We start from the raw sequence: 20,203 nt of genomic DNA on the forward strand, positions 1-20,203 counted from the left end.
TACTACTTGTGCCTGTTTCCTGTCGGCCCGGCTCTCCCCTCCGAACCGGCATTCGGTCACACGATCTCGCAGATGCACTTTCTCTTTATAATATTGAAAATATACATAAAAGTCTCGAAATTCGTTTTCAACTCCGCCGTATACTTTTCGCAAACGCAAAAAAGCAGGGCATGAGCCGTAGATTCAACCTGTGCACACAATGCTGCAAAGCACATAGGAAAAAGCCCTCGACATTTCTACTGTATCGTTACAGATTGCGTTTCTTAGGGAGGCGCGATTTTGGCGGGCGGCGGGCTTACGGCGCCTGAAAAAGCCTCTATAAGCGACACCAATTCGCGCGAGGCAGGCCTACAGGGATGGAAAACAAGGGAAATTTCGGGCAGGCGGCATCGCCAACGGCGCGCGAGCGCCCGACGTTGAAGACGATCGCCTTCATGACCGGCCTCGGCGTGACGACAGTATCGCGCGCCTTAAAGGATGCGCCCGACATCGGGGCGGAAACCAAAGAGCGGGTGCGCATGGTCGCCCGCCAGCTCGGTTACCAGCCGAACAGGGCCGGCGTGCGCCTGCGCACCGGCAAGACCAACGTCATCGCCCTCGTCCTCAGCATCGACGAGGAGATCATGGGCTTTTCGAGCCAGATGGTCTTCGGCATCTCCGAGGTCCTGTCCGGCACGCCCTATCATATCGTCGTCACGCCGCATTCCCACAGCAAGGATCCGATGCTGCCGGTGCGCTACATCCTTGACACCGGCTCGGCCGACGGCGTCATCATCTCGCGCATCGAACCGGACGATCCGCGCGTGCGGCTGTTGACCGAGCGCGGCATGCCCTTCGCCACCCATGGGCGCACCGACGCCGGTCTCACGCACCCTTTCCACGACTTCAACAACGAAGCCTTCGCCCACCAGGCGGTGGAACGGCTCGTCAAACGCGGCCGGCGGCGCATCGCCCTGCTGCAGCCGCCGAGCAAGCTCACCTATTACGCCCATATCCGCATCGGCTTCCAGACCGGCCTGCATGATTACGGCGCCGAGGAAGTGCCGCTGCGCGTCAACAGCGACGCGCCCCTCGCCGACATTCGCGACGTCGTCGAGGTGATGATGCGCTCACCCAATGCCCCTGATGGCATCGTCTGTTCGGCCGGCAGCGCAGCGATCGCCGTCAATGCCGGTATCGAGGCTGCCGGCAAGGCGCTCGGCCGCGATCTCGATATGGTGTCGAAGCAATCGGTGCCGATCCTCAACTGGATCCGCCCCGAGATTATCACCGTCCAGGAAGACGTGCGCCAGGCCGGCCGCGAAATGGCCAAAGCCGTCATTGCCCGCATCGACGGCGTCGAACCGGAGCTGCTGCAGAGCATCAGCCAGCCGATCTGGCCTGAGGGCGGCAGGTAAGGCGGATTAAGACGCGCGACCCGTCGGGTTGGTGGCTCAAATCGGTTCCAGCGACGTAGTGAGCTCAGCTCTCCCCCAACTCACCGCGCCAATCGCAAGCGGGGCATCGGCTCGAAAAAGCCAAGATTGCTCGCCATCTCAAAGCGAGTGACGGGGAGATCGACAGCATGCAAGAAAGCGGCGTGCCCTATTTCAGCCAATGGGAAACACCGGGCATGACGCTGCCGGTGCTTGCCGAGGGGTCGCAGGCCTTGCTCGGCGATCCGCTCTGGCAACACTCGGGAGCCGGCACGATCGAGGAATATGCGCGCTGGGCGGTCAATGTCTGCGGCATGGCCTGCCTGAAGATGATCCTTGCCGCCCGCGGTGAGATCCATCCGACCCTCCAGCTTGCCCGCGCCTGCACTAGATATGGCGGTTATGTCGTCAACGAGATCGATGCCTCGATCAAGGGGCTGATCTACGCGCCCTTCGTCCGCTTCGCTGCCGACCGATTCGCGCTGAGCGCGGAGACCATCACAGGCGTCGAGACATATGCCATTCCAGAGCTTCTATCGAAGCGGCGCTTCTTCATCGCCTCGGTGCATTCGGGCATCCGCTGGCCGCAGCGCCAGCCGCCATCGAAGGGCGGCCATCTGGTGCTGGTCACGGCGGCGAGCGACGAGGCGATCCGCTTCCACAACCCGTCTGGCCATGACGAGGCGAGCCAGGCTGATGTGACGCTGCCGCTCGCCGTCTTCGACCGCTTCTTCGCCAATCGCGGCATATCTGTCGACACCTGACCTTTTCAACACCAGATCGCTTCGGAGGCTTGCATGACCCCTTCCCCAAACAGGCTGCGCATCGCCGTGCTCTTCGGCGGCCGCTCGGCCGAGCATGAGGTTTCCATCCTTTCGGCGACCAATGTCATGGGCGCGCTCGTGCCCGAGAAATATGACGCCATCCCTGTTTTCATCACCCGCGGGGGACAATGGCTGCTGAGCAATTTCGAGGACGGCATACTGGCAACACCGTCATCAGGCGTCGAAATCTGCCTCGTGCCGGGCGGACGCGGCCGGATGCTGGCGATCCCGGCCCATGGCGCGGCCCACGAATTGCCGGGGATCGACATCCTGTTTCCCGTGCTGCACGGCCTGCATGGCGAAGATGGATCGGTGCAGGGCCTGGCGGAGGTGGCGCGCGTTCCACTCGCCGGCTGCGGCATTCTCGGTTCGGCCGCAGCGCTCGACAAGGACATCGCCAAGCGCCTGCTGAAGGCAGCAGGCCTGCCGGTGGCGCGCTCGGTGACAATGCGTGAGGATGCTGTCCCCTCGCTGGCAGCCCTCGAAAGCGAGCTTGGACTGCCGCTCTTCATCAAGCCGGCGCGGCAGGGATCGTCGGTCGGTGTCGCCAAGGTTCATGCCAGCCAGGAATTCGCACCCGCCCTTGCCGAGGCCTTCCGCCACGATCGTATACTGCTCGCCGAGGAGTTCGTTGCCGGCCGCGAGATCGAATTCAGCGTGCTGGAGGATAGGGCAGGCGAACTTTTCGTCTCCCGGCCGGGCGAGATCGTGCCGGCCGAAAGTCACGGCTTCTACAGTTACGATGCCAAATACGTCGACGAGAAGGGCGCGGCGCTGAAAGTCCCGGCCGAACTGCCTGAGGAGGTCGAGGCTGCCATGCGCGACATGGCCGCAAGCGCTTTCCGGGCGGTCGGCTGCGACGGCATGGCCCGCGTCGACTTTTTTCTGATGGACGACATGCGGTTCCTCGTCAACGAGATCAACACCATCCCCGGCTTCACCGATATCAGCATGTATTCTAAGGCGATGGCGGCAAGCGGCGTCGGTTACGCCGAAATCATCGACAGGCTGGTGGAGCACGGCCTGGCGCGCGCCGGCCGGACCTGAGCATGAACAGGTCAGTCCTGATTTCAGGATGTTCCGGCGGCGGAAAATCGACGCTGCTGGCCGAACTCGGCCGTCGCGGTCATGCAGTCGTCGAAGAGCCCGGCCGGCGGATCGTCAGGCAAGAGCTCGAAAGCGACGGCGCAGCCCTGCCCTGGATCGATATGGCGGCCTTCGCACGCCGCGCCATCGAGATGGCGATCGCCGACCACGCAGCCGCACGCGGCCGGCCCGGCTGGACATTTTTCGACCGAGGGCTGATCGATGCCGCGGCAGCGCTTCAACACCTGACCGGAGAACCGGTCCTGGACAGGTTAAGCGCCCTCCACCGCTATAACAGCAGCGTTTTTCTCACCCCGCCATGGCCGGAAATCTATGTCACCGACCCCGAACGACGCCATGGTTTCGACGAGGCGGTTGCCGAATATGGCCGGCTTGCAGCCATCTACCCGGCGCTCGGCTACGACGTCGTCACGCTGCCGAAAATCGCGGTCGCCGACCGGGCGGATTTCATTCTCGATAGCCTTGTAGCGCAGTAGCCGGCTCTCGCTGCCTTCTCAACGGGAGCCTCAGTGCCTGCGAAAGACGCACCACTGAAACGACTGCCGGCCGCCGCTGGGTGTCGTGTGCTCCTCGCGCCAGTCACGTTGAAGCGTGAACGCGGAGGAGAATTCACGCGTAAGAGCGGCCGCGTCGTAACGCTGGACCGGCAAGCCGCTGCACCGTTCCGGCCCGTCAGGCGCGAAGGTCGCGATGATCACGGCGCTGCCCGGCACCGTGCCGGTTTCGAGGGCGCGGCGATAAGCCAGCCGCTGCTCGGGTTCGGTGAGGAAATGAAAGACGGCACGGTCGTGCCACACATCGTACCGACACCCCGGTCGCCACGCAGTGACATCATCGACCACCCAGGCAACGCGGACGTCCCCCAGCCGTGCTTTGGCGAGGTCGAGCGCCGGCGCGGCGATATCAAGTACGGTGAGATCGGACCACCCGCGCTCGACAAGCCGATCGACAAGGCTCGATGCGCCACCGCCCACATCGATCAGCGAGGCCGTGACCGGCAATCGCAGCTCATCAAGCGCCCGCAGGGAAGGCTCAGGCGCCGGCTGATACCAGCTGACGCTGTCGGGCGCTTTCGTGCGATAGACCTCGTCCCAGTGCTGCCGCTTTGCGTCCGTCATCCGCCACCCCCATTTTTGCGGCACCGATCCTGGCCGATCAACATAAGGATTGAGCCGTCTGCACAGCCGCGGCGCCCGGTGAGTGTACATGTTTTCAGGCAGCGAGATGACGATAAACGAGATCCCCAGGATCGGTTCGAGGAGCCGTCAGATCAAGACGCCCGCCCAACCGTTGCGCGACGGCAATCGAGGCGGCGTTGCCGGGGGCGATATAGCTGACGAGCGACGGCAGGCTGAGCGTCGCAAAGGCCCAGTCCCGCAACGCCATGGCCGCCTCGGTCGCATAACCTCTGCCTTCATGGCCCTCATAGACCAACCAGCCCAGCTCCTTTTCCGGAAAGAGCGGCCCGTGATTGATGCCGACCTGGCCGACGCATTCGCCGGTCTCGGCAAGATCGATCATCAGCGCCCCGTGCCCGAAAAGCTGCCAGAGCGCCACGTCGTGACAGAACATTCCCCAGGCCGCGCGCCGATCGAACGGCCCGCCCATTCGGACCGACCGCGGTGAAGCCATGAGTTCCGCATATGCGGCGAAATCATCCATCTCGGGCAAGCGAAGCCTCAGACGCTCGGTTTGGATGATCATTGCGCCCGTTTCTGACATGTTGTCGCCTTCTGCCGGCTGAACGAGGAAAAAGGGGATCAGAAGTATCGCACCTCTTCGGCTTCGATGCTCAACGGGTTCTTGCCGCGTTTCGAAAGCCACGAATAGACCGGGGGGACGCGATCGGCAATCGACTCCACGTGGATATCGATCAGGCAAGGGCCATCGGCATAGCGAAACGCTTCCGCAAGAGCATAATCCAGTTCGCCGGCATCGGTGGCGGTCCAGGCCTTGAGGCCGAATGCTTCTGCAATCGCCTGGCCTTTCGGGGGCATGAAATCAACGCCAAAGCACTGATTATGTCCCTTCAGGCGATGCAGGCCTTTGATCCAGCCGAAGGTGCCGTTGTTGAACAGGAGCAGAATTGCGGGAACCTGCAGGCGAACCAGCGTTTCGAGTTCGCCGACGGTCATGCCGAAGGAGCCGTCGCCGAACATGCCGATCGGCCGACGCTCCTTGTCGGCGAACCAGGCACCGACGGTGGCCGGCAATGCCGACCCCAGCCCGCCGAATGCGCGCGGGATTGCAATGCGTGTCCGCCGGTCCTTCAATTTCAGGAAGCGCGTCATATGCGGCGTCGGCGTCCCCGCATCCGAATAGATGTGGGCCGGCTTGCCATAAACCTCCAATGCCTCGTTGAAGCAACGCACGGCACGCTCCGGCCGCAGCGGCGATGCTTCGGAAGTCAGCAATGCTTCGGCATTCTCCCAGAACGAAGCGCGTAAACCGTTGAGTTCGTCCACCCAGGCCTGGGTTTGCGACCCGTCCCCGCTGTCGCCGGCAAGCTCGATCATCCGGCGCAGGACGAGCTTCGCATCGCCGGTTACGGACAATACGTTCTCGTAATTGTTGGCCATGATTTCCGGATCGATGTCGATCTGGGCGACACGCTTGTTCAACGTGATCTTCGGGAATGTCCACCCGATGGTCACCACCGATCCCATCTTGGAACCGACGAACAGGACGAAATCGGCATGTTCGAGCGCCCAGTTGGCATGCGGATGGAAGCCGTTATCGCCAATGACACCGACAGCCAGACGGTGATCGTCGGGCATCGTGCCCTGCCCCGTCATCGTCGTGCAAACCGGAATGTTCAGCGCTTCGGCCAATTCCGTGACCTCCGGCCCGGCGCAGGAACGGTTCACGCCGCCGCCCGAAACGATCAGCGGCTTCTTGCTGGTCCGAAGCAGCGACAGCAGAATGTCGAACTTGCCCGATTCCGGGAGTGTCGGAAAAGCCGGGAATTGCCTGCATTCCGCTTCCACATGCAAGGATATGCGCGCCGGATCGACGTCCGCCATCAACATGTCCTCGGGAATTTGCAGGTGTACCGCGCCCGGCTTGCCCGAGCACGCCACGCGAAATGCACGGCGGATGATTTCGGGCAGTTTTTCGGCCGATTTCACCTGTACCGACATCTTCGTGATCGGATCGAAAAGCCGGGCGCAATCGAGTTCCGTCAGAACGCCCCTGCCCTCTCCCGGCAACGGAATATCGATCGTCAGAAGGATGACGGGCACGGAAGACGAGTTCGATTCCGCGACCGGCGGCAGGGAATACATTGCGCCTGCACCCGACGGGCATTCGAAAACGCCGGGCTTTGTGGTGAACCGGCCATAGGCGTCCGCCATATATCCGGCCGACCGCTCATCGCGCGCCATGACGTGCCGGATTTGATCCTCATGGTCCTGCAACGCTTCGTAGAAAGGCACGTTTGTATCGCCGGGCACGCCAAACACGACCTCGACACCATAGCCGATCAGCATTTTGACCAGAATATCGGCACCACGCATTGTATTCTCCTTGATATTTTCCGGGCACTCGACGAGCACCGCGAAACGTCGATGATTGGATGAGAAAGGCTGCGTCAGGAACCGACCCTGATCGTGGCGACGCGCTCCCGAAGGGCCGCCAGGATGCTCGGCGCGACGATGCGTGAAGTCTTCGGATTGGCCGACGGAAGATTGCGACTCTCCATCGTCAGGCCGATTTCGTCGGCCTCGATGGTCAAAAGGTGGATGGCACCGGGAATGTCGGGATCCATCCACAATTCGATGACGGTTCTATCGAAGCCGATGCCGGCCAGGCTGATCGAGACGGCAACGTTGAGATGCCGCGGAAAATGACGCGCCGCATCGGTGGCCATGCCGTTGAAGACGCATACCGGCTTTTCGGGCCGCCGCTGGCGAAAATCCAAGCCCTGCTCCAGGACATAGGGCTCGCTGGCGAGGGTCTCCGGCTTGACCCTTGCCTTGAGGTGTACGCTGCGGATCGTTCCCTCTTTCGCTGAACGCAGAATATCCAGCCCCGGCATTGCGCCGGAAGCGATCTGTATTCGAGCTCCATGCCGGGCCGCGATCTGCTCCAGGTCGGGCACGGCGAGAAAACCGCCGGCACTGACGCAGATGAGGTCCTTACCGTGCGGAAGGACCGCGTCCACGATCTGAGGGATAGCGGCGCCGGTTGCGGCCTCAACGACGAGGTCGCAATGGCCGGCGAGCTCGTTCAGCGGCACCACCGGCACGCTGGCGTCCAGGGTCGCGAGATGAGCACGCGCCTTTTCCAAATCTCGGGCGCTGACAGCGGCAAGACCGATACCCGGAATCGCACCCTTCACGAGGGCGGCGGCAACTGCGCGTCCGGAACTTCCGAAGCCGGCAAGCCCAATTCGAACAACATTCGTTTCCACTATTTGAATCTCCTTGCAGAAAAAGCCGCGACGTCGGCCGGCACCCTGGCGCCCGAAACGAGATCCGCGACGATGCGCCCGGTAATCGGCCCGCTGGCAAAGCCAACGTGACCATGTCCGAAGGCGTATAAGATGTCCGGCGAGCCGCTGGACGGCCCGATGACGGGAAGACCATCGGGCGTCGAAGGTCGATGCCCCATCCAGCGATTGACCGTCCACTCATCAGGAGAGTTCAAGGCGGGATAAGTTTTGCGGGCGTGCTCGATCAGGATATCGAGCCGTTGCCAGTTGGCGGGCGCTTGCGTGCATGCCAGTTCGACCTGCCCCGACAGGCGCAGCCCGCGTAAGGTCTGCGTATTGGCCATCCGGCCGTCGCTTGGCATGACCGGATGGCAAGGGCCGTTTTTGGTGCCCTCGATTTCAGCGTGGTAACCCCGTTCGGATTCGAGCGGGATCCGGTCGCCGGCCTGCCTGGCAAGCGCTTTCGACCAGATTCCGGCCGCGATTACGACGCGGTCGCATGCGATCGTCTCTCCCGTGTCCATCTCGACCGTGACGGCCTGATCTTCTGCGGATGCGATGCGCTTGCAGACGCCCTGAACCGACAATGCGCCACGTTCCACGGCAACGTCCACGAGGCGTCCGACATAGGCAGCCGGATCGACACAGTGGGAGCCGTCTTCCACCAGAAGACCAAGGGCATAGCGGTCGGCGAGATTGACTTCCCTCTCGCGTAGCGCCTCCCGATCGAGTTCCGTCCACCTTACCCCGGCCATGCAGCGCAGCCGCCAAGCAAGGCCGTCAGCCTCCAGAGCCTGTCTGTCAGGATAGACGTAGAGGACGCCGTCGTTGCGAATAAGCTCCGGCCGGCCGATCTCGGCAGCAAGTTCGGCATGGCGCCTGGGGCTGTCGCCCAGCAGGCCTGCCAGCGCCATCGCCGTCTTCTCGACCTTCGCATCGGTTGCCCCGGCCATGAGAAACCTTAGAATCCAGGGCATCAGCGGCACGATATGGCGCCAACGAATGACCAGGGGACCGCGCGCATCGAGCAGATATCCCGGAACGCGACGCCAAAGACCCGGCATGGACATGGGCACGACCGAGGCCGGACTTATCCAGCATCCATGGCCATAGCTAGCCGACTGCGGGCCGCCGGGCGCCCCGGGCTCCACGATCGTCACGTCGTGGCCATCGCGGATCAGCTCAAGCGCGCAGCACGCTCCGACAATACCTGCACCGATAACTGCGACGCGCATGCCACTCTCCAGATCAGTAGTAGTTGCGGGGGTTTGCAGCGAGATGGAACGTGTTGATGAGCGTATTGATATCGAAGACCGGCAGGCCTGATTCCTCGGCCACGAAGGACGAGAATGGGCACATATTCGTGCATTCGAAGAGGATCGCGCCGGGATTCGGACATGTCGCCATGAACTCGCGCGTCATCTCCAGCATCTCTTCCTTCAGGACGCTGAAGTCTAGCGTTCGCCGCCCGATGATGTAGGTGGCGGGGAACTCGGCATCCGCCTTCATGCCCTGGATTTGGACGGGAATGTCGTCCATGGACCAGCCGACACCCTTGAAATGGTCGTCGTTCATATGGCTGCTCCGCTCGGTGAAGACCCCGATGATCTTGCCCGGCGGCAACATGGCGTTGATGATCGGCGCCTGCATCAGTGCCGATGTGAAGACCGGGATGTTGACGGCGGATGCGATTTTCTTCTGAAACGGCCCCAGGAAGCCGCAGCTTGTCGTGATTGCCCGCACGCCTTCGGCTTCAAGCTCCTGCGCTGCCGTGATGAACGGCGCGATCAGATCCTCATCGGGATGATCGCCCATGATCCTGGTGGCGAAAGCGCCCTTCACGGTCTTGTAGCGGACCGGGAAATCATAGGAATAGGCGTTGCCTATGTCCCCCCTCGGACGGGGAAACGCGGTGTCCAGCATCAGGACGCCAATCTCCTGGCCGTAATTGGTAAATCCGCCCTTCAAAATCATGATCTTCTCCATTTTTCGGCAACAGACATCCCTCGCGGCAGATTTGCTGCTGCGCCATGAACGACCGCGGTGATTGCCCTTCAGTTGCTGTTTTTTGCGCGATGAAAGTGGGACAGGAACGACCGCGTCGCTTCCTGCCTGGGATTGTCTATGACGTCTTTCGCAGGTCCATCCTCGACCACGACGCCGTCCCGCATGAAGACGAGCCGATCTGCGACCTCCCGGGCAAAAGCGATCTCATGCGTGACAACGACCATGGTCATGCCTTCGGAGGCGAGATTCTGCATCGTATTCAGGACCTCGCCCACCAGTTCAGGGTCGAGGGCGGATGTCGCTTCGTCGAACAGCATGACTTCCGGCTGCATGGCCAGGGCCCTGGCGATCGCCACCCGCTGTTTCTGCCCGCCCGACAACGTATGCGGCATCTGGCCGGCCCGGTCGACGAGGCCGACCTTTGCCAGTTGCGATCTCGCCAGCTCTTCGGCCGCGCCGCGGTTGAGTTTCCTGACCTGGATCGGAGCTTCCATGACGTTTTCCAGCACGCTCATATGCGGAAACAGGTTGAAATGCTGAAACACCATGCCCGTGCGGCTGCGGAAGCTTGCCAGCTCGCGGTCTTTCGGAGGCTTTTCCTGCGCGTCGAACGAAAAACGCGTATCTCCAACCCGCAGCGTTCCCTTGTCCGGTATCGTCAGAAGATTCATGCAGCGCAGCAGCGTCGATTTTCCCGAGCCGGATGGGCCGATCATGGCAACGACTTCGCCGGTGGCGACGTTAAGATTGATGTCCTTCAATACTTCGAGCGGGCCGTAGCTTTTCTTGAGGCCGGCAATTTCGATTTTCGGTTCGACGAGATCGGTCATTAGCGGACTCCGAATTTCTTCTCGCGATGACGCACATAGATCGTCAGAGGAAATAGGATAGCGAAGTACGCCACAGCGACCGCCGTGTAAGTCTCGAGAGGACGAAAACTGTCGTGAGCGACCATCTGGCTCTGATACACGAGGTCCGGAACAGCAAGAACCGACACCAGCGACGTGTTCTTGAACTGGATGATCGACTGGTTCATGAGCGCCGGTGCCATGCGTTTCAGGGCCTGCGGCAGAACGATTCGCCGCATGATCTGTCCCTTCAGCATTCCGAGCGCCGCAGACGCTTCCGATTGCCCCGGGTCAATCGAGACGATGCCGCCGCGGATAATTTCCGCGTAGAAGGAGCCGCCGTAGCATGACAGCGCCACGAGCGACGCCGTGAGCGGCGTCATCTCGATCCCGGCCAAAATCGGCAGCGCATAATAAAACCAGATGAGCTGAACGATGAGGGGCGTACAGCGAAAGACTTCGATCAGCGCGACCGAAACGAAACGTATGGCCCACAACCGCGAGATGCTTCCAAGGCCGGTAACCAGACCAAAAATCATGCCCAGGACGATGATGGCTGCCGTGATGGCGCAGGTGATCATCACCCCATCGAGCAAAATGCCCCGATAAGACCAGATAATCGAAAAGTCCCAGTTATACATACATCGACCGCCGCATTTCTCTTGCGAGCGATATCGGCCGGATAAAGCCGACGCTCAGGTAGAATGCTGTCAGGAGAAGGAGCCATTGACGGCTGGGATGCAGCCTTTCCGCACGATTGTCGGAAAGGCTGCTTGGAGCGTCAGATGGTCAATCCCTTGGGGAAGTCGCTTTCCTTCACTCCAACGAGATCCAGATTGCGGATGACGCTCTTTTGAACGAAGCCGTTTTCGCGATATTTGGTGATCCAATCATCGACAAATTTCGACCAGGACTTATCCTCTTCGCGGCGAAAGCCGGCATTGGATGTCGTGGCGTCGATCGGGGTCGGAACGATCAGCTTTCCGATCGATGGGTTCTTGGCCAGAAGCGGCAACGCGTTGACAACGACGAGGCATTGCGCATCGGCACGGCCGGCCTGCAAGGCCGCGGTTCCGTCACTGACAGTCTTCAGCCGCAGGATCTGCGCATTGGGCGCGTTGCGCGTCGCCGCGCTGTCCTGCGCAGAGCCGGCATCGACCGCAATGCGGACTTCCGGCTTGTTGAAATCCTCCCAGGTTTCACCCTGCAGCTTCTTGTTGGCGACGAGAGTAAAGGCGTTTTTGAAGATGGGGCCGGAAAAATCGATGACTTCGGCGCGCTGAGGCGTCGGATTGAGGCCGAAGAAGACATCGATCTTGTCCGCCTGAAGATCAAGGACCGAATTGCCCCAAGTCGTCTCGACGATCGAAAGCTTGATACCCAGATCGCTGGCCAATTGCTGCGCGATATCGACATAGAAGCCGCGCCACTGGCCGTCCGTCAGGGCCTTCTGGTATCCAGGCACGCCGTCAGGTATGCCGCCAATGCGCAGGACGCCCGAAGACTTGATGCGGTCGAGCGAACTCTTGCCCTGAGCCCTTGCCGCCGACGCAATGACGGCCGGCGAAGCGAGAGCGACGGCGAAACCGCCAAGCACCATGTTAAATACTCTACGTTTGATCATTGCGTTCCCCTTTTGTCGTCTTGTGTGCAGCAATCCCTGTGGCGGATTGCAGGATGAGCGATACAGAGGGGAAATCGCGCAATTATGCGCCTGGCGGATTGGCACTCCGCTTCTGACTGTATGACTGAGTTCCCCACCGCGCGTTGGCCGGCGGTTGTCTATATTGGCTTGGAAACATCATTGCGCAGTTGACTTGAGAACAAAAGCATTGAAAATTTTCCCTATCATGACTTTTACTCATGCTTGGAATTGTTCGGCAAAGGGTGAAATTTTCCTATGAGACGCCTTCTGCCGTCCCTTTCCGCATTGCATGCCTTCGAGGCCGCCGCCAGATATCTGAGCTTTACGAGGGCGGCCGAGGAACTCGGCATCACCCAAAGCGGGATAAGCCGACAGATCAAGAATCTGGAAGAATTTCTCGGACTTACGCTGTTTCATAGGTCGGGGCCGCGGCTGGTGCTGACGGAACTTGGCGCGGCCTATTACCGTGACGTGTCGCTTACCCTTGACAAGTTGCAGGAGGTGTCGATGGATGCCGTGCGGGGACGGTCGATAGACACGTCATTGATCCTAGGCACGCATCCAACGCTGGCTTCGCGATGGCTTCCAATGATGCTCGGCTCCTTCATCGACAGACATCCGAACATTCCGATCGAAGTGCAATGCGCCGACACCAATCTTGATTTCGAGACGACACGCCTGGATATCGCGATTCTGCGCGGGGTCGGCTCGTGGCTGCACGCACGGTGCTTCAAACTCCTCAACGAGGAACTCGTCGTCGTCGCATCTCCGAAACTCATACCGCCGGGCACGCAGTGTTCCCCGACGGATATTTCAGACTATATCCAGCTGCAGAACGCCGGACAACCAAGCCTGTGGATGCATTGGTTGCGACTGAGCAAGGTGAACTATAACGGTCGCCTCCAGGGACCGCGCTTCGCCTATTTCGACATGATCATCAACGGGGCCATCAACGGTCTCGGGATAGCACTTGTCCCCAGTTTCTATGTGCGCCAGGAAATCGAGTGCGGCACGCTCCATATGCCTTTCGGCGCCCCCATCGCGTCTGGGGAGGCCTATTTCCTCGTCTATCCGGAGCGAAAGTCCCATCAGCCCAGCATTGGTGTTTTCCGCGACTGGCTTTTGAAGGAGATGCGCCTGAGCAGGCATTCGACGGACAATGCGCGTTTTTACTGTCAACGGCGGCCCGTTCAGGCGTCGGAGTGAAGACGTCCTAGCTGCCGACTAAGAGGAGGGAAAGTCGAAGAGCAGCAAGCCGGGTTTTTCCAGAGGCAATTGTGTCACGACCTGCCCTTCCGGGTTCAGAACCGCCGTCGGTCCCCAGGCGACGCGCCCATCGCGCTCGCCTGTCACGTCGGACGATATCATCCAGAGGCCGGTTTCGCGGCATCTTTCGCCGCGGACGACATTATGCTGCTCCTTGAAAATTTCCGCCTTATCTCGTGGCATCATATTGTTGGAGCAACATAAGATCAGAAACTTTCCTTGATCGAAAAAGCCCGGCGCGATGGCCGGGCTTTCCTCGATCTCTTCTCGGCAAGCCTCAGAAGCTCGCCGCACCGCTGCCCCAGGGGCCGTGGTGGAAATCTTTGCCATCCAGGCGGTCGAAGCCGTGAGCGCCGAAGAAGTCGCGCTGCGCCTGGATGAGGTTGGCCGTTCCCCTGCCCTGGCGGTAGGCGTCGAAATAGGTGAGCGCTGAAGTCAGCGCCGGCACCGGCAGGCCGGCGGAAATCGCCGCGGCGACGACACGGCGCAGTGCCGGGATCGATTCCTTGACCATGTCGGAGAAGGCCGGCGTGACGATCAGGTTCGCAGCGTCCGGCGCCTTGGTAAAGGCCGAGGTGATCTCGTCGAGGAACTGCGAGCGGATGATGCAGCCGGCGCGCCAGATCCTGGCAATCGTCGGCATCGGCAGCGACCAGTTGAACTCGCGCGAGGCTTCCGCCATCACCGCGAAGCCCTGTGCATAGGCGCCGATCTTGGCGGCAAACAGCGCCAGTTCGAGATCCTTGTTGAGTTCGGGACCGTAAGCGATCGGGAAGGATACGGCCTGCGTGCCGAAGATCTTTTCGGCAGCTTCGCGCTGCGACTTCATCGAGGAGAGGCTGCGGGCGGCGACCGCGGCTTCGATCGCCGTTGCCGGAATGCCCATGTTCTGCGCCTCGATCGCCGACCACTTGCCGGTGCCCTTCTGGCCGGCCTTGTCGAGGATCATGTCGACCATCGGGCCGCCGGAAACCGGATCGGTCGCCGCAAGCACCTTCTCGGAAATCTCGATCAGATAGGAGTTCAACCGGCCCTTGTTCCATTCGCCGAAGATGCCGGAGATGTCGGAGGCGCTCTTGCCGAGGCCGTCGCGCAGGATGCCATAGATTTCGGCAATCATCTGCATATCGGCATATTCGATGCCGTTATGGATGGTCTTGACGAAATGGCCGGCGCCGTCATTGCCGAGCCAAGCGACGCAGGGCTCGTCGTTGTAGCGGGCGGCAATCGAGGTCAGCACCTTCTCGACGCGCTTCCAGGAGTCTTCCGTGCCACCGACCATGATCGACGGGCCATGGCGCGCACCTTCTTCGCCTCCGGAAACACCCATGCCGATGAAGGTGAGATCGGTATCCTTGAGGCGGTCGAAGCGCGCGATGGTGTCGCGGAAATTGGCGTTGCCGGCATCGATCATGATGTCGCCCTTGGACAGATGCGGGCGCAACGCCTCCATCTGCTGATCGACGGCATCACCCGCCTTGATCATGATGATGATCGGGCGCGGCGGCCGGATCGCATCGACGAACTCTTCGACCGTCTTGCAGGGAATAATCTGCTTTTTCAGATCGCCGGCGCTTTCGTAGAATTCGTCGGTTTTCTCAGGCGTACGGTTGAAGACCGCAATTTTATTGCCTTTTTCCGCGATGTTGAGCGCCAGATTGGAGCCCATGACCGCAAGACCGATCAGTCCGATTTCTGCCTTTTCCACGACAAACCTCCGATGTGTCATTTGGACCGGTGTTGTGGCACTGTCTCGGTCAAACGGCAAGTCTCGCAAGGGTCTAATCGGTTCGCAAAAGCAATGAAATGACGCTTGCAATATCCCGACTTGTCCGACAACCGCTTGTGCCGGCTGATTGTCAACCAAGTTTTCGCACGACCTCCTCTTGATGCCCTATCTGATGGTATTATCGGCGTTTCGGGAGAGATCGCCTTGGCACCGGAAAGACGAAAAGATACCGCGTTGCTCGCTGCCCGTGCCGGCCGCTACCGGGAATATGCGCCGCCGCTGAGGCTGCGACACCATTTCAGCCGGTTCTGGTCGCATGCGCTCAATGACGGACCGCCGGCACAGGTGGCGATCGTGCCGGACGGCTATTGCGACCTCCTCTGGATCGACGGCCGGCTGGCAGTCGCCGGGCCCGACAGGACGGCGGCCTTTCCCACTCTCCGGCCGGGCACGACGGTCATCGGCGCACGTTTTGCGCCGGGCGCCGCTGCACCCTGGCTGAAGACGCCACTCTCGGCGCTGCTCGGCCGCTCGGTGCCGCTTGCCGACATCGGCTGGAAGCACACGGCCGAATTCGAGGCACGGCTTGGCGATTGCCCCGATCCAGCGGATGCCATGGCGCTATTCGGCCGCCTGCTCGAAGAGGCCGCGCGCGATGCGGACGAACCCGCTGAGGATGCCGCCGTGATCTTCGCCGCCGCCGACAGCGGCCGCCCGGCGTCCAGGCTGCTCGGCCGGCTCGACATGAGCGAAAGGCAGCTGCGCCGCCGCTGCCACCACCATTTCGGCTATGGCGCCAAGACGCTGGAACGGATCCGTCGGTTCCAGCGTTTCCTCGACCTCTGCCGCAGGTCGGGCACGATGCCGCTTGCCCAGCTTGCGCTCGAAGCGGGCTTTGCCGACCAGGCTCACATGACGCGCGAGGTCGGCGAGTTCTCGGGCCTGACTCCTACCGCCATTCTTGGCCAACTCAGCATGCCGAAAAGACCAGGCTGACCGTTTTGTTCAAGACGCCGCGGATCGGCCTGTTATGACAGCAAGACCCAATATCGAGGACCTGCAAGCCATGTCGACGATGCCCGCGAAAATCATCCACCAATCGATCGAGCGCGACTGGCGCGACGTCTATGATTTCGCCGGCAAGCCGGAGAACATGCCGCTCTGGGCCTCCGGCCTTGCGAGCGGCCTCGAGCCGAACGGCGCCGACTGGATTGCCCATGGCGCGCTTGGCACCGTTAAAGTGAGCTTCGTGCCGACCAATGAATTCGGCGTGATCGACCATACGGTGACAATCGAATCCGACCTCCGGGTCTATAATGCGCTGCGCATCGTGCCGAACGGCGATGGTTGCGAGGTCATGTTCACGCTGCTGCGGCTGCCCGGCATGACCGATGCGCAGTTTTCAGCCGATGCCGCCCATGTCGAGAAGGATCTCGCCATGCTGAAAGCCCTGATGGAGAGATAGATGTCCGAGAAGTCAGAAAACCACGATCGCCGCATCGATTATGTCGAATTCAACGTCGCCGACATCGCCGCCGCGAAAGCCTTTTACGGCTCGGCCTTCGGCTGGCGTTTCACCGATTACGGCCCGAACTACTGCGAATTCGACGATGGCCGGCTGAAGGGCGGCTTCACCGATTTCGGCCCCGTGCGGCCGGGCGGCCCGCTGGTCGTCGTCTACGCCAGGGATCTCGAAGAGGTGCTGACGTCGGTCGAGAGAGCCGGCGGCACCATCGTCCGGCCGATCACCGATTTTCCCGGAGGCCGCCGCTTCCATTTCCTCGACCGCGACGGATATGAACTCGCCGTCTGGGCGACTGCCTGAAGGTGCCTGGCTGGTCGCGGCCAGCTATTGATCAGCCAGTTGGCTGCTGCGGCTCGATATCCTCCATGACGAGCAGCGCGCCAATCACCGTACCGCCGACATCGCGCAACGGCGACATGCGACAGCGCACTTGCCCCGATCCGCCGCTGGCGTTCGGACATTCATAGGCGTAGTCGATCTGCTCACCGGCAAAGCAGTCGTCGAGCTTGTATTTGGCGCAGGCGGCAAACAGCTCCTCTCCGATGAATTCGGAAAGATGGCGGCCGATGAGCTCCATCGGCTTCTTGTTGAGATGGGCGCAGTTGGCTGGATTGGAATAGAGGAAGCGATAGTCCCTGGTCAGTACCGCGACGCGGTCCGGCAGGCTTTCGAGGATCGCCGAATTGAGGAATTGGCCGTTGTCGGTATCAGGCACATAGGCCGGCGGCGGCTCGATGCGCACATCCTGAGGCGACGGCACGCGCCAGTCCGGGCCATGCGTGCCGAAATAGCGGTCAAGCAGGAAGGATAGCACCGTCGTGTGCTCGGTGACGCTGGCGCTGTCGTCGGCGTCCTGGCCGATGAGATGAGTCACAAACTGCAGCTGCATGTAGACTTCGAGCAGATTGACCGCCTGATGGGCGAGGATTGCCTCGACCAGCGGTTCGACATGGCCGTCGAGCGCCGTGACGCGCTGATCGTCACCCAGGCGTATGGCTTCCTCTATCTGCGTGCAACGCATGGAAAAAGCTCGAAAAAGCTCCAGCAAGACGCCCAACTCCCATTGGTCCAAGAGGCGGTCCGAGACCTATTATGGCGGCATATTTCGAAAAATGCGCCCTTCGGTAGACATTATTCGCGTCTTGGTAGTGACGGGTAACATGAAAATGCACTCAGTTTCAATCCGAGACCATTGCCGCTTTTCACCGCTGATAATTGGGGGTGGATATTCTGAAAGCATGTCGCGCAAAAGCGTGTCGCGGTTTTGCAGATAACGACATGCACCAAAACAAAGAACTGAATCGCGAGAGCGAATCCGATAGATCGCGACGCGCCTTAGGAACTGAGCGTCTGCTTGATCTGCCAGCGGTCGTGATACCAGAGCCACTGTTCCGGGTATTCCCGCACCCAGCTTTCCACCTTGTCGTTGAGCAGCTGCGCGGCTGCCGGCAGGTCGAGATTGCCTTTGGCGTCGCGGGGCATTTCCAGCCGCGGCTCGATTTCCAGCCGATAGCGGTTGCCGGGCAGCCGGATGCAACGCGCCGGATAGACCTCGCAGTCGAACTGGCGCACCAGCTTCGGCAGCAGCGGATTGGTCTTGACGTCGCGCCCGAAGAAGGTGCCCTTCAGCCCCTTGCCAAATTTCTGGTCGACGAGCACGCCCACGCCCTGGCCGGCCTCCAGCTGACGGGCGAGCGCGAAGGAGGAGCCGGCATGCGACGGCACCAGCTTGCCCATCCGCGCGCTCCTGAAATCGAAGACCTTCTTGGCGACATAGGGATTGTTCGGCGGCCGAAAGAGCACGGTCACATGAAGCCCGAAGGCGGCACCCGCCACCGGCAGCAGCTCGAAATTGGCGGTATGGCCGGTAAAGACGATGAAGGGGCGCGGATTGTCGCGCAGATCTAGAAAGATCGGGATGCCCGACACCTCCACCCTGCCCGGCTCGGCATTTGCGGGATCATAGTCGAACAGTTGGTCGAGGAAGACATACTCGGCCGCAAGCCGGCCCATATTGCCCCAGCTTGCGAGCGCAATCTCTTCGATCTCGGCCTCGCTCTTCTCAGGGAAGGCATTGCGCAGATTGACGAGCATCAGCTTGTGGCGGCGCGTCCGCCGGCCGAGGCGGCGCGTCATCCTGTCGGCGAAGCGAATCGCGCCATCAGCCGGAAACAGCTTCAGCACGTTCAGAAAGCCGAACATCACCTGCGCTACCAGCCATTGCTGGAAGTGCCTGAGCGCCAGAACGATCCGGGTGATGAGGAGCTTCACTTGGGGCTCAATCCATTTTCAGAATGATCTTGCCGAAGATCTGGCGCGACTCCATCCGCTCCAGCGCCCGGTCGATATCGCTGAAGCTGACCTCTGTATCGATGACAGGATGGACGAGCCCGCGGCCCATCTTCTGCATCGCATCCGCCATGTTCTCCATGCGGCAGCCGAAGGAGCCGAAAAGCTTCAGCTGCTGCTGGAACAGCATCATCAGGTTCATTTCCGTGGAAACACCCGAGGTCGAACCGCAGGTGACGAGCCGCCCGCCACGCTTCATGCAGAGCATCGAGCCCGCCCAGGTATCCTTGCCGACATGTTCGAAGACGACGTCGACGCCCTTCTTCTTGGTGAGCTTGCGCACCACGCCCTCGAACCGGTCGGTGCGGTAATTGATAACGTGATCGGCGCCGAGCGCCTTGGCCTTTTCGATCTTGTCGTCCGAGCCGACGGTGGTGATGACGTTGCAGCCGATCTTCTTGGCAAGCTGGATCGCTGCCGTGCCGATGCCTGAGCCGCCGGCATGGACGAGGATCGTCTCGCCGGGTTCGAGCTTGGCATTGTCGAACAGCATGTGTTCAACCGTGCCGAAGGTGACGGGAGCGAGTGCCGCGCCGATGGCATCGACGCCGGGAGGAGCCGGCACCAGCAGCCGCGCCGGCAGGTTGACCTTCTCCTGCGCGAAACCGTCGAGATGGAAGCCGTGCACGCCGGAGACATGTTCGCAGAGATTGTCGCGGCCTTCGCGGCAGGGGCGGCAGAGGCCGCAGGTGCGCGCGCCGTAGATGGAAACGAGCTGGCCCGGCAGCACGTTGGCGACACCCGGCCCGATCGCTTCGACGACGCCGGAAGCCTCCGCGCCGATGACCAGCGGCATCTTGCGCCTGGCGAATGCCATGCCGCGCCAGCCCCAGACGTCGATATGGTTGAGCGCCACCGCCTTGACGCGCAGCGTCACTTCGCCGGCGGCAGGCGCATCCGGTTCCGGCAGGTCGGTGATCTCAAGCTTGCGGTCATCGATCAGTTGCAAAGCACGCATGGCAAAATCCCTCGCCGTTAGAGCGCCGTGCGTCCGTTCGGACGCACAAAGGACGCTCTAACTCTTTAAATCTACGCATAGGCTTTCCGAAAATCGCC

The 20,203-nt window shown here is 61.2% G+C and carries 21 protein-coding genes and 1 pseudogene; 8 read left to right on the forward strand and 14 right to left on the reverse strand.

Annotated features, from left to right (window positions below):
* Positions 1–356 precede the first annotated feature (356 nt).
* From CO657_RS10690 to CO657_RS10705, 4 genes are all read left to right on the forward strand, one after another.
* Positions 357–1,397, forward strand: coding sequence for a LacI family transcriptional regulator (locus tag CO657_RS10690; RefSeq protein ID WP_054184788.1), 1,041 nt, complete (start codon positions 357–359; stop codon positions 1,395–1,397).
* Between the two features lie 167 nt (positions 1,398–1,564).
* Complete coding sequence (locus CO657_RS10695) at positions 1,565–2,179, forward strand: C39 family peptidase (protein WP_054184787.1); 615 nt, start codon at positions 1,565–1,567, stop codon at positions 2,177–2,179.
* A 33-nt stretch (positions 2,180–2,212) separates the two neighbouring features.
* Positions 2,213–3,286 carry a D-alanine--D-alanine ligase family protein gene (locus CO657_RS10700; RefSeq protein WP_054184786.1) on the forward strand — a complete coding sequence of 358 codons (1,074 nt, stop codon included), beginning with the start codon at positions 2,213–2,215 and terminating at the stop codon, positions 3,284–3,286.
* 2 nt (positions 3,287–3,288) lie between these two features.
* Positions 3,289–3,822 (forward strand): AAA family ATPase, encoded by a 534-nt coding sequence (locus CO657_RS10705; protein ID WP_054184785.1) that lies wholly within the window; start codon positions 3,289–3,291, stop codon positions 3,820–3,822.
* A 30-nt stretch (positions 3,823–3,852) separates the two neighbouring features.
* Here the strand turns inward: CO657_RS10705 and CO657_RS10710 are convergent, their stop codons facing one another.
* The 9 genes from CO657_RS10710 to CO657_RS10750 all read right to left on the reverse strand — a co-directional run bounded on the left by CO657_RS10710 (position 3,853) and on the right by CO657_RS10750 (position 12,257).
* Entirely contained in the window at positions 3,853–4,464 is a 612-nt protein-coding gene (locus tag CO657_RS10710; RefSeq protein WP_054184784.1) for a class I SAM-dependent methyltransferase, read from the reverse strand.
* Between the two features lie 94 nt (positions 4,465–4,558).
* On the reverse strand, positions 4,559–5,068 hold the full coding sequence (locus CO657_RS10715; RefSeq protein WP_054184783.1) for a GNAT family N-acetyltransferase: 510 nt from the start codon (positions 5,066–5,068) through the stop codon (positions 4,559–4,561).
* Between the two features lie 38 nt (positions 5,069–5,106).
* Positions 5,107–6,861: a thiamine pyrophosphate-binding protein gene (locus CO657_RS10720; protein ID WP_054184782.1), complete on the reverse strand. Its 1,755-nt coding sequence runs from the start codon at positions 6,859–6,861 to the stop codon at positions 5,107–5,109.
* Between the two features lie 74 nt (positions 6,862–6,935).
* Complete coding sequence (locus CO657_RS10725) at positions 6,936–7,757, reverse strand: aspartate dehydrogenase domain-containing protein (RefSeq protein ID WP_054184781.1); 822 nt, start codon at positions 7,755–7,757, stop codon at positions 6,936–6,938.
* Entirely contained in the window at positions 7,757–9,013 is a 1,257-nt protein-coding gene (locus CO657_RS10730; RefSeq protein ID WP_054184780.1) for an NAD(P)/FAD-dependent oxidoreductase, read from the reverse strand. The genes CO657_RS10725 and CO657_RS10730 overlap by 1 nt, the downstream gene beginning before the upstream one ends.
* A 13-nt stretch (positions 9,014–9,026) precedes the next feature.
* On the reverse strand, positions 9,027–9,752 hold the full coding sequence (locus CO657_RS10735; RefSeq protein ID WP_054184840.1) for an aspartate/glutamate racemase family protein: 726 nt from the start codon (positions 9,750–9,752) through the stop codon (positions 9,027–9,029).
* Positions 9,753–9,832: 80 nt separating this feature from the next.
* Positions 9,833–10,615, reverse strand: a complete 783-nt coding sequence (locus tag CO657_RS10740) for an amino acid ABC transporter ATP-binding protein (protein ID WP_054184779.1) — start codon at positions 10,613–10,615, stop codon at positions 9,833–9,835.
* A complete protein-coding gene (locus tag CO657_RS10745; protein ID WP_054184778.1) occupies positions 10,615–11,274 on the reverse strand; it encodes an amino acid ABC transporter permease in 660 nt (219 codons plus the stop codon). Before CO657_RS10745 ends, CO657_RS10740 begins: the two co-directional genes overlap by 1 nt.
* A gap of 140 nt (positions 11,275–11,414) precedes the next feature.
* Entirely contained in the window at positions 11,415–12,257 is an 843-nt protein-coding gene (locus CO657_RS10750) for a transporter substrate-binding domain-containing protein (protein ID WP_054184777.1), read from the reverse strand.
* Positions 12,258–12,533: 276 nt separating this feature from the next.
* Here CO657_RS10750 and CO657_RS10755 point away from each other — a divergent pair, with 276 nt between their 5' ends.
* Positions 12,534–13,484 carry a LysR substrate-binding domain-containing protein gene (locus CO657_RS10755; protein ID WP_054184776.1) on the forward strand — a complete coding sequence of 317 codons (951 nt, stop codon included), beginning with the start codon at positions 12,534–12,536 and terminating at the stop codon, positions 13,482–13,484.
* 18 nt (positions 13,485–13,502) lie between these two features.
* On the opposite strand, the pseudogene CO657_RS10760 reads toward CO657_RS10755, so the two are convergent.
* Together CO657_RS10760 and gndA are read right to left on the reverse strand one after the other, a co-directional pair.
* Positions 13,503–13,763, reverse strand: a pseudogene (locus tag CO657_RS10760) (carbon-nitrogen hydrolase family protein); the annotation flags it as partial.
* 58 nt (positions 13,764–13,821) lie between these two features.
* The gene (gene gndA, locus CO657_RS10765; protein WP_197283916.1) at positions 13,822–15,273 is read right to left on the reverse strand and encodes an NADP-dependent phosphogluconate dehydrogenase; all 1,452 of its coding nucleotides are present in this window, start codon (positions 15,271–15,273) and stop codon (positions 13,822–13,824) included.
* A 204-nt stretch (positions 15,274–15,477) separates the two neighbouring features.
* On the opposite strand from gndA, the gene CO657_RS10770 reads away from it, so the two are divergent.
* The 3 genes from CO657_RS10770 to CO657_RS10780 all read left to right on the forward strand — a co-directional run bounded on the left by CO657_RS10770 (position 15,478) and on the right by CO657_RS10780 (position 17,098).
* Positions 15,478–16,269: a helix-turn-helix domain-containing protein gene (locus CO657_RS10770; RefSeq protein ID WP_054184774.1), complete on the forward strand. Its 792-nt coding sequence runs from the start codon at positions 15,478–15,480 to the stop codon at positions 16,267–16,269.
* A 70-nt stretch (positions 16,270–16,339) separates the two neighbouring features.
* Positions 16,340–16,738, forward strand: a complete 399-nt coding sequence (locus tag CO657_RS10775) for a polyketide cyclase (RefSeq protein WP_054184773.1) — start codon at positions 16,340–16,342, stop codon at positions 16,736–16,738.
* Positions 16,739–17,098, forward strand: a complete 360-nt coding sequence (locus CO657_RS10780; RefSeq protein WP_003594033.1) for a VOC family protein — start codon at positions 16,739–16,741, stop codon at positions 17,096–17,098. It begins immediately after the preceding gene.
* A 31-nt stretch (positions 17,099–17,129) separates the two neighbouring features.
* Here the strand turns inward: CO657_RS10780 and CO657_RS10785 are convergent, their stop codons facing one another.
* From CO657_RS10785 to CO657_RS10795, 3 genes are all read right to left on the reverse strand, one after another.
* Entirely contained in the window at positions 17,130–17,846 is a 717-nt protein-coding gene (locus CO657_RS10785) for a PAS domain-containing protein (RefSeq protein WP_054184772.1), read from the reverse strand.
* A 287-nt stretch (positions 17,847–18,133) separates the two neighbouring features.
* A complete protein-coding gene (locus tag CO657_RS10790) occupies positions 18,134–19,069 on the reverse strand; it encodes a lipid A biosynthesis lauroyl acyltransferase (RefSeq protein ID WP_003594031.1) in 936 nt (311 codons plus the stop codon).
* Positions 19,070–19,076: 7 nt separating this feature from the next.
* Positions 19,077–20,105: a zinc-binding dehydrogenase gene (locus CO657_RS10795; protein WP_054184771.1), complete on the reverse strand. Its 1,029-nt coding sequence runs from the start codon at positions 20,103–20,105 to the stop codon at positions 19,077–19,079.
* Between the last annotated feature and the right edge of the window lie 98 nt (positions 20,106–20,203).

It is taken from the genome of Rhizobium acidisoli, from assembly GCF_002531755.2.
GTDB classification, from domain to species: domain Bacteria; phylum Pseudomonadota; class Alphaproteobacteria; order Rhizobiales; family Rhizobiaceae; genus Rhizobium; species Rhizobium acidisoli.

Coding starts and splice junctions, on each gene's coding strand:
- CO657_RS10735 (WP_054184840.1), bottom strand. CDS start 9,752: ATGATTTTGAAGGGCGGATTTACCAATTACGGCCAGGAGATTGGCGTC.
- CO657_RS10795 (WP_054184771.1), bottom strand. CDS start 20,105: ATGCGTGCTTTGCAACTGATCGATGACCGCAAGCTTGAGATCACCGAC.
- CO657_RS10780 (WP_003594033.1), top strand. CDS start 16,739: ATGTCCGAGAAGTCAGAAAACCACGATCGCCGCATCGATTATGTCGAA.
- CO657_RS10740 (WP_054184779.1), bottom strand. CDS start 10,615: ATGACCGATCTCGTCGAACCGAAAATCGAAATTGCCGGCCTCAAGAAA.
- CO657_RS10755 (WP_054184776.1), top strand. CDS start 12,534: ATGAGACGCCTTCTGCCGTCCCTTTCCGCATTGCATGCCTTCGAGGCC.
- CO657_RS10775 (WP_054184773.1), top strand. CDS start 16,340: ATGTCGACGATGCCCGCGAAAATCATCCACCAATCGATCGAGCGCGAC.
- gndA (WP_197283916.1), bottom strand. CDS start 15,273: ATGACACATCGGAGGTTTGTCGTGGAAAAGGCAGAAATCGGACTGATC.
- CO657_RS10730 (WP_054184780.1), bottom strand. CDS start 9,013: ATGCGCGTCGCAGTTATCGGTGCAGGTATTGTCGGAGCGTGCTGCGCG.
- CO657_RS10695 (WP_054184787.1), top strand. CDS start 1,565: ATGCAAGAAAGCGGCGTGCCCTATTTCAGCCAATGGGAAACACCGGGC.
- CO657_RS10710 (WP_054184784.1), bottom strand. CDS start 4,464: ATGACGGACGCAAAGCGGCAGCACTGGGACGAGGTCTATCGCACGAAA.
- CO657_RS10745 (WP_054184778.1), bottom strand. CDS start 11,274: ATGTATAACTGGGACTTTTCGATTATCTGGTCTTATCGGGGCATTTTG.
- CO657_RS10750 (WP_054184777.1), bottom strand. CDS start 12,257: ATGATCAAACGTAGAGTATTTAACATGGTGCTTGGCGGTTTCGCCGTC.
- CO657_RS10705 (WP_054184785.1), top strand. CDS start 3,289: ATGAACAGGTCAGTCCTGATTTCAGGATGTTCCGGCGGCGGAAAATCG.
- CO657_RS10715 (WP_054184783.1), bottom strand. CDS start 5,068: ATGTCAGAAACGGGCGCAATGATCATCCAAACCGAGCGTCTGAGGCTT.
- CO657_RS10720 (WP_054184782.1), bottom strand. CDS start 6,861: ATGCGTGGTGCCGATATTCTGGTCAAAATGCTGATCGGCTATGGTGTC.
- CO657_RS10690 (WP_054184788.1), top strand. CDS start 357: ATGGAAAACAAGGGAAATTTCGGGCAGGCGGCATCGCCAACGGCGCGC.
- CO657_RS10700 (WP_054184786.1), top strand. CDS start 2,213: ATGACCCCTTCCCCAAACAGGCTGCGCATCGCCGTGCTCTTCGGCGGC.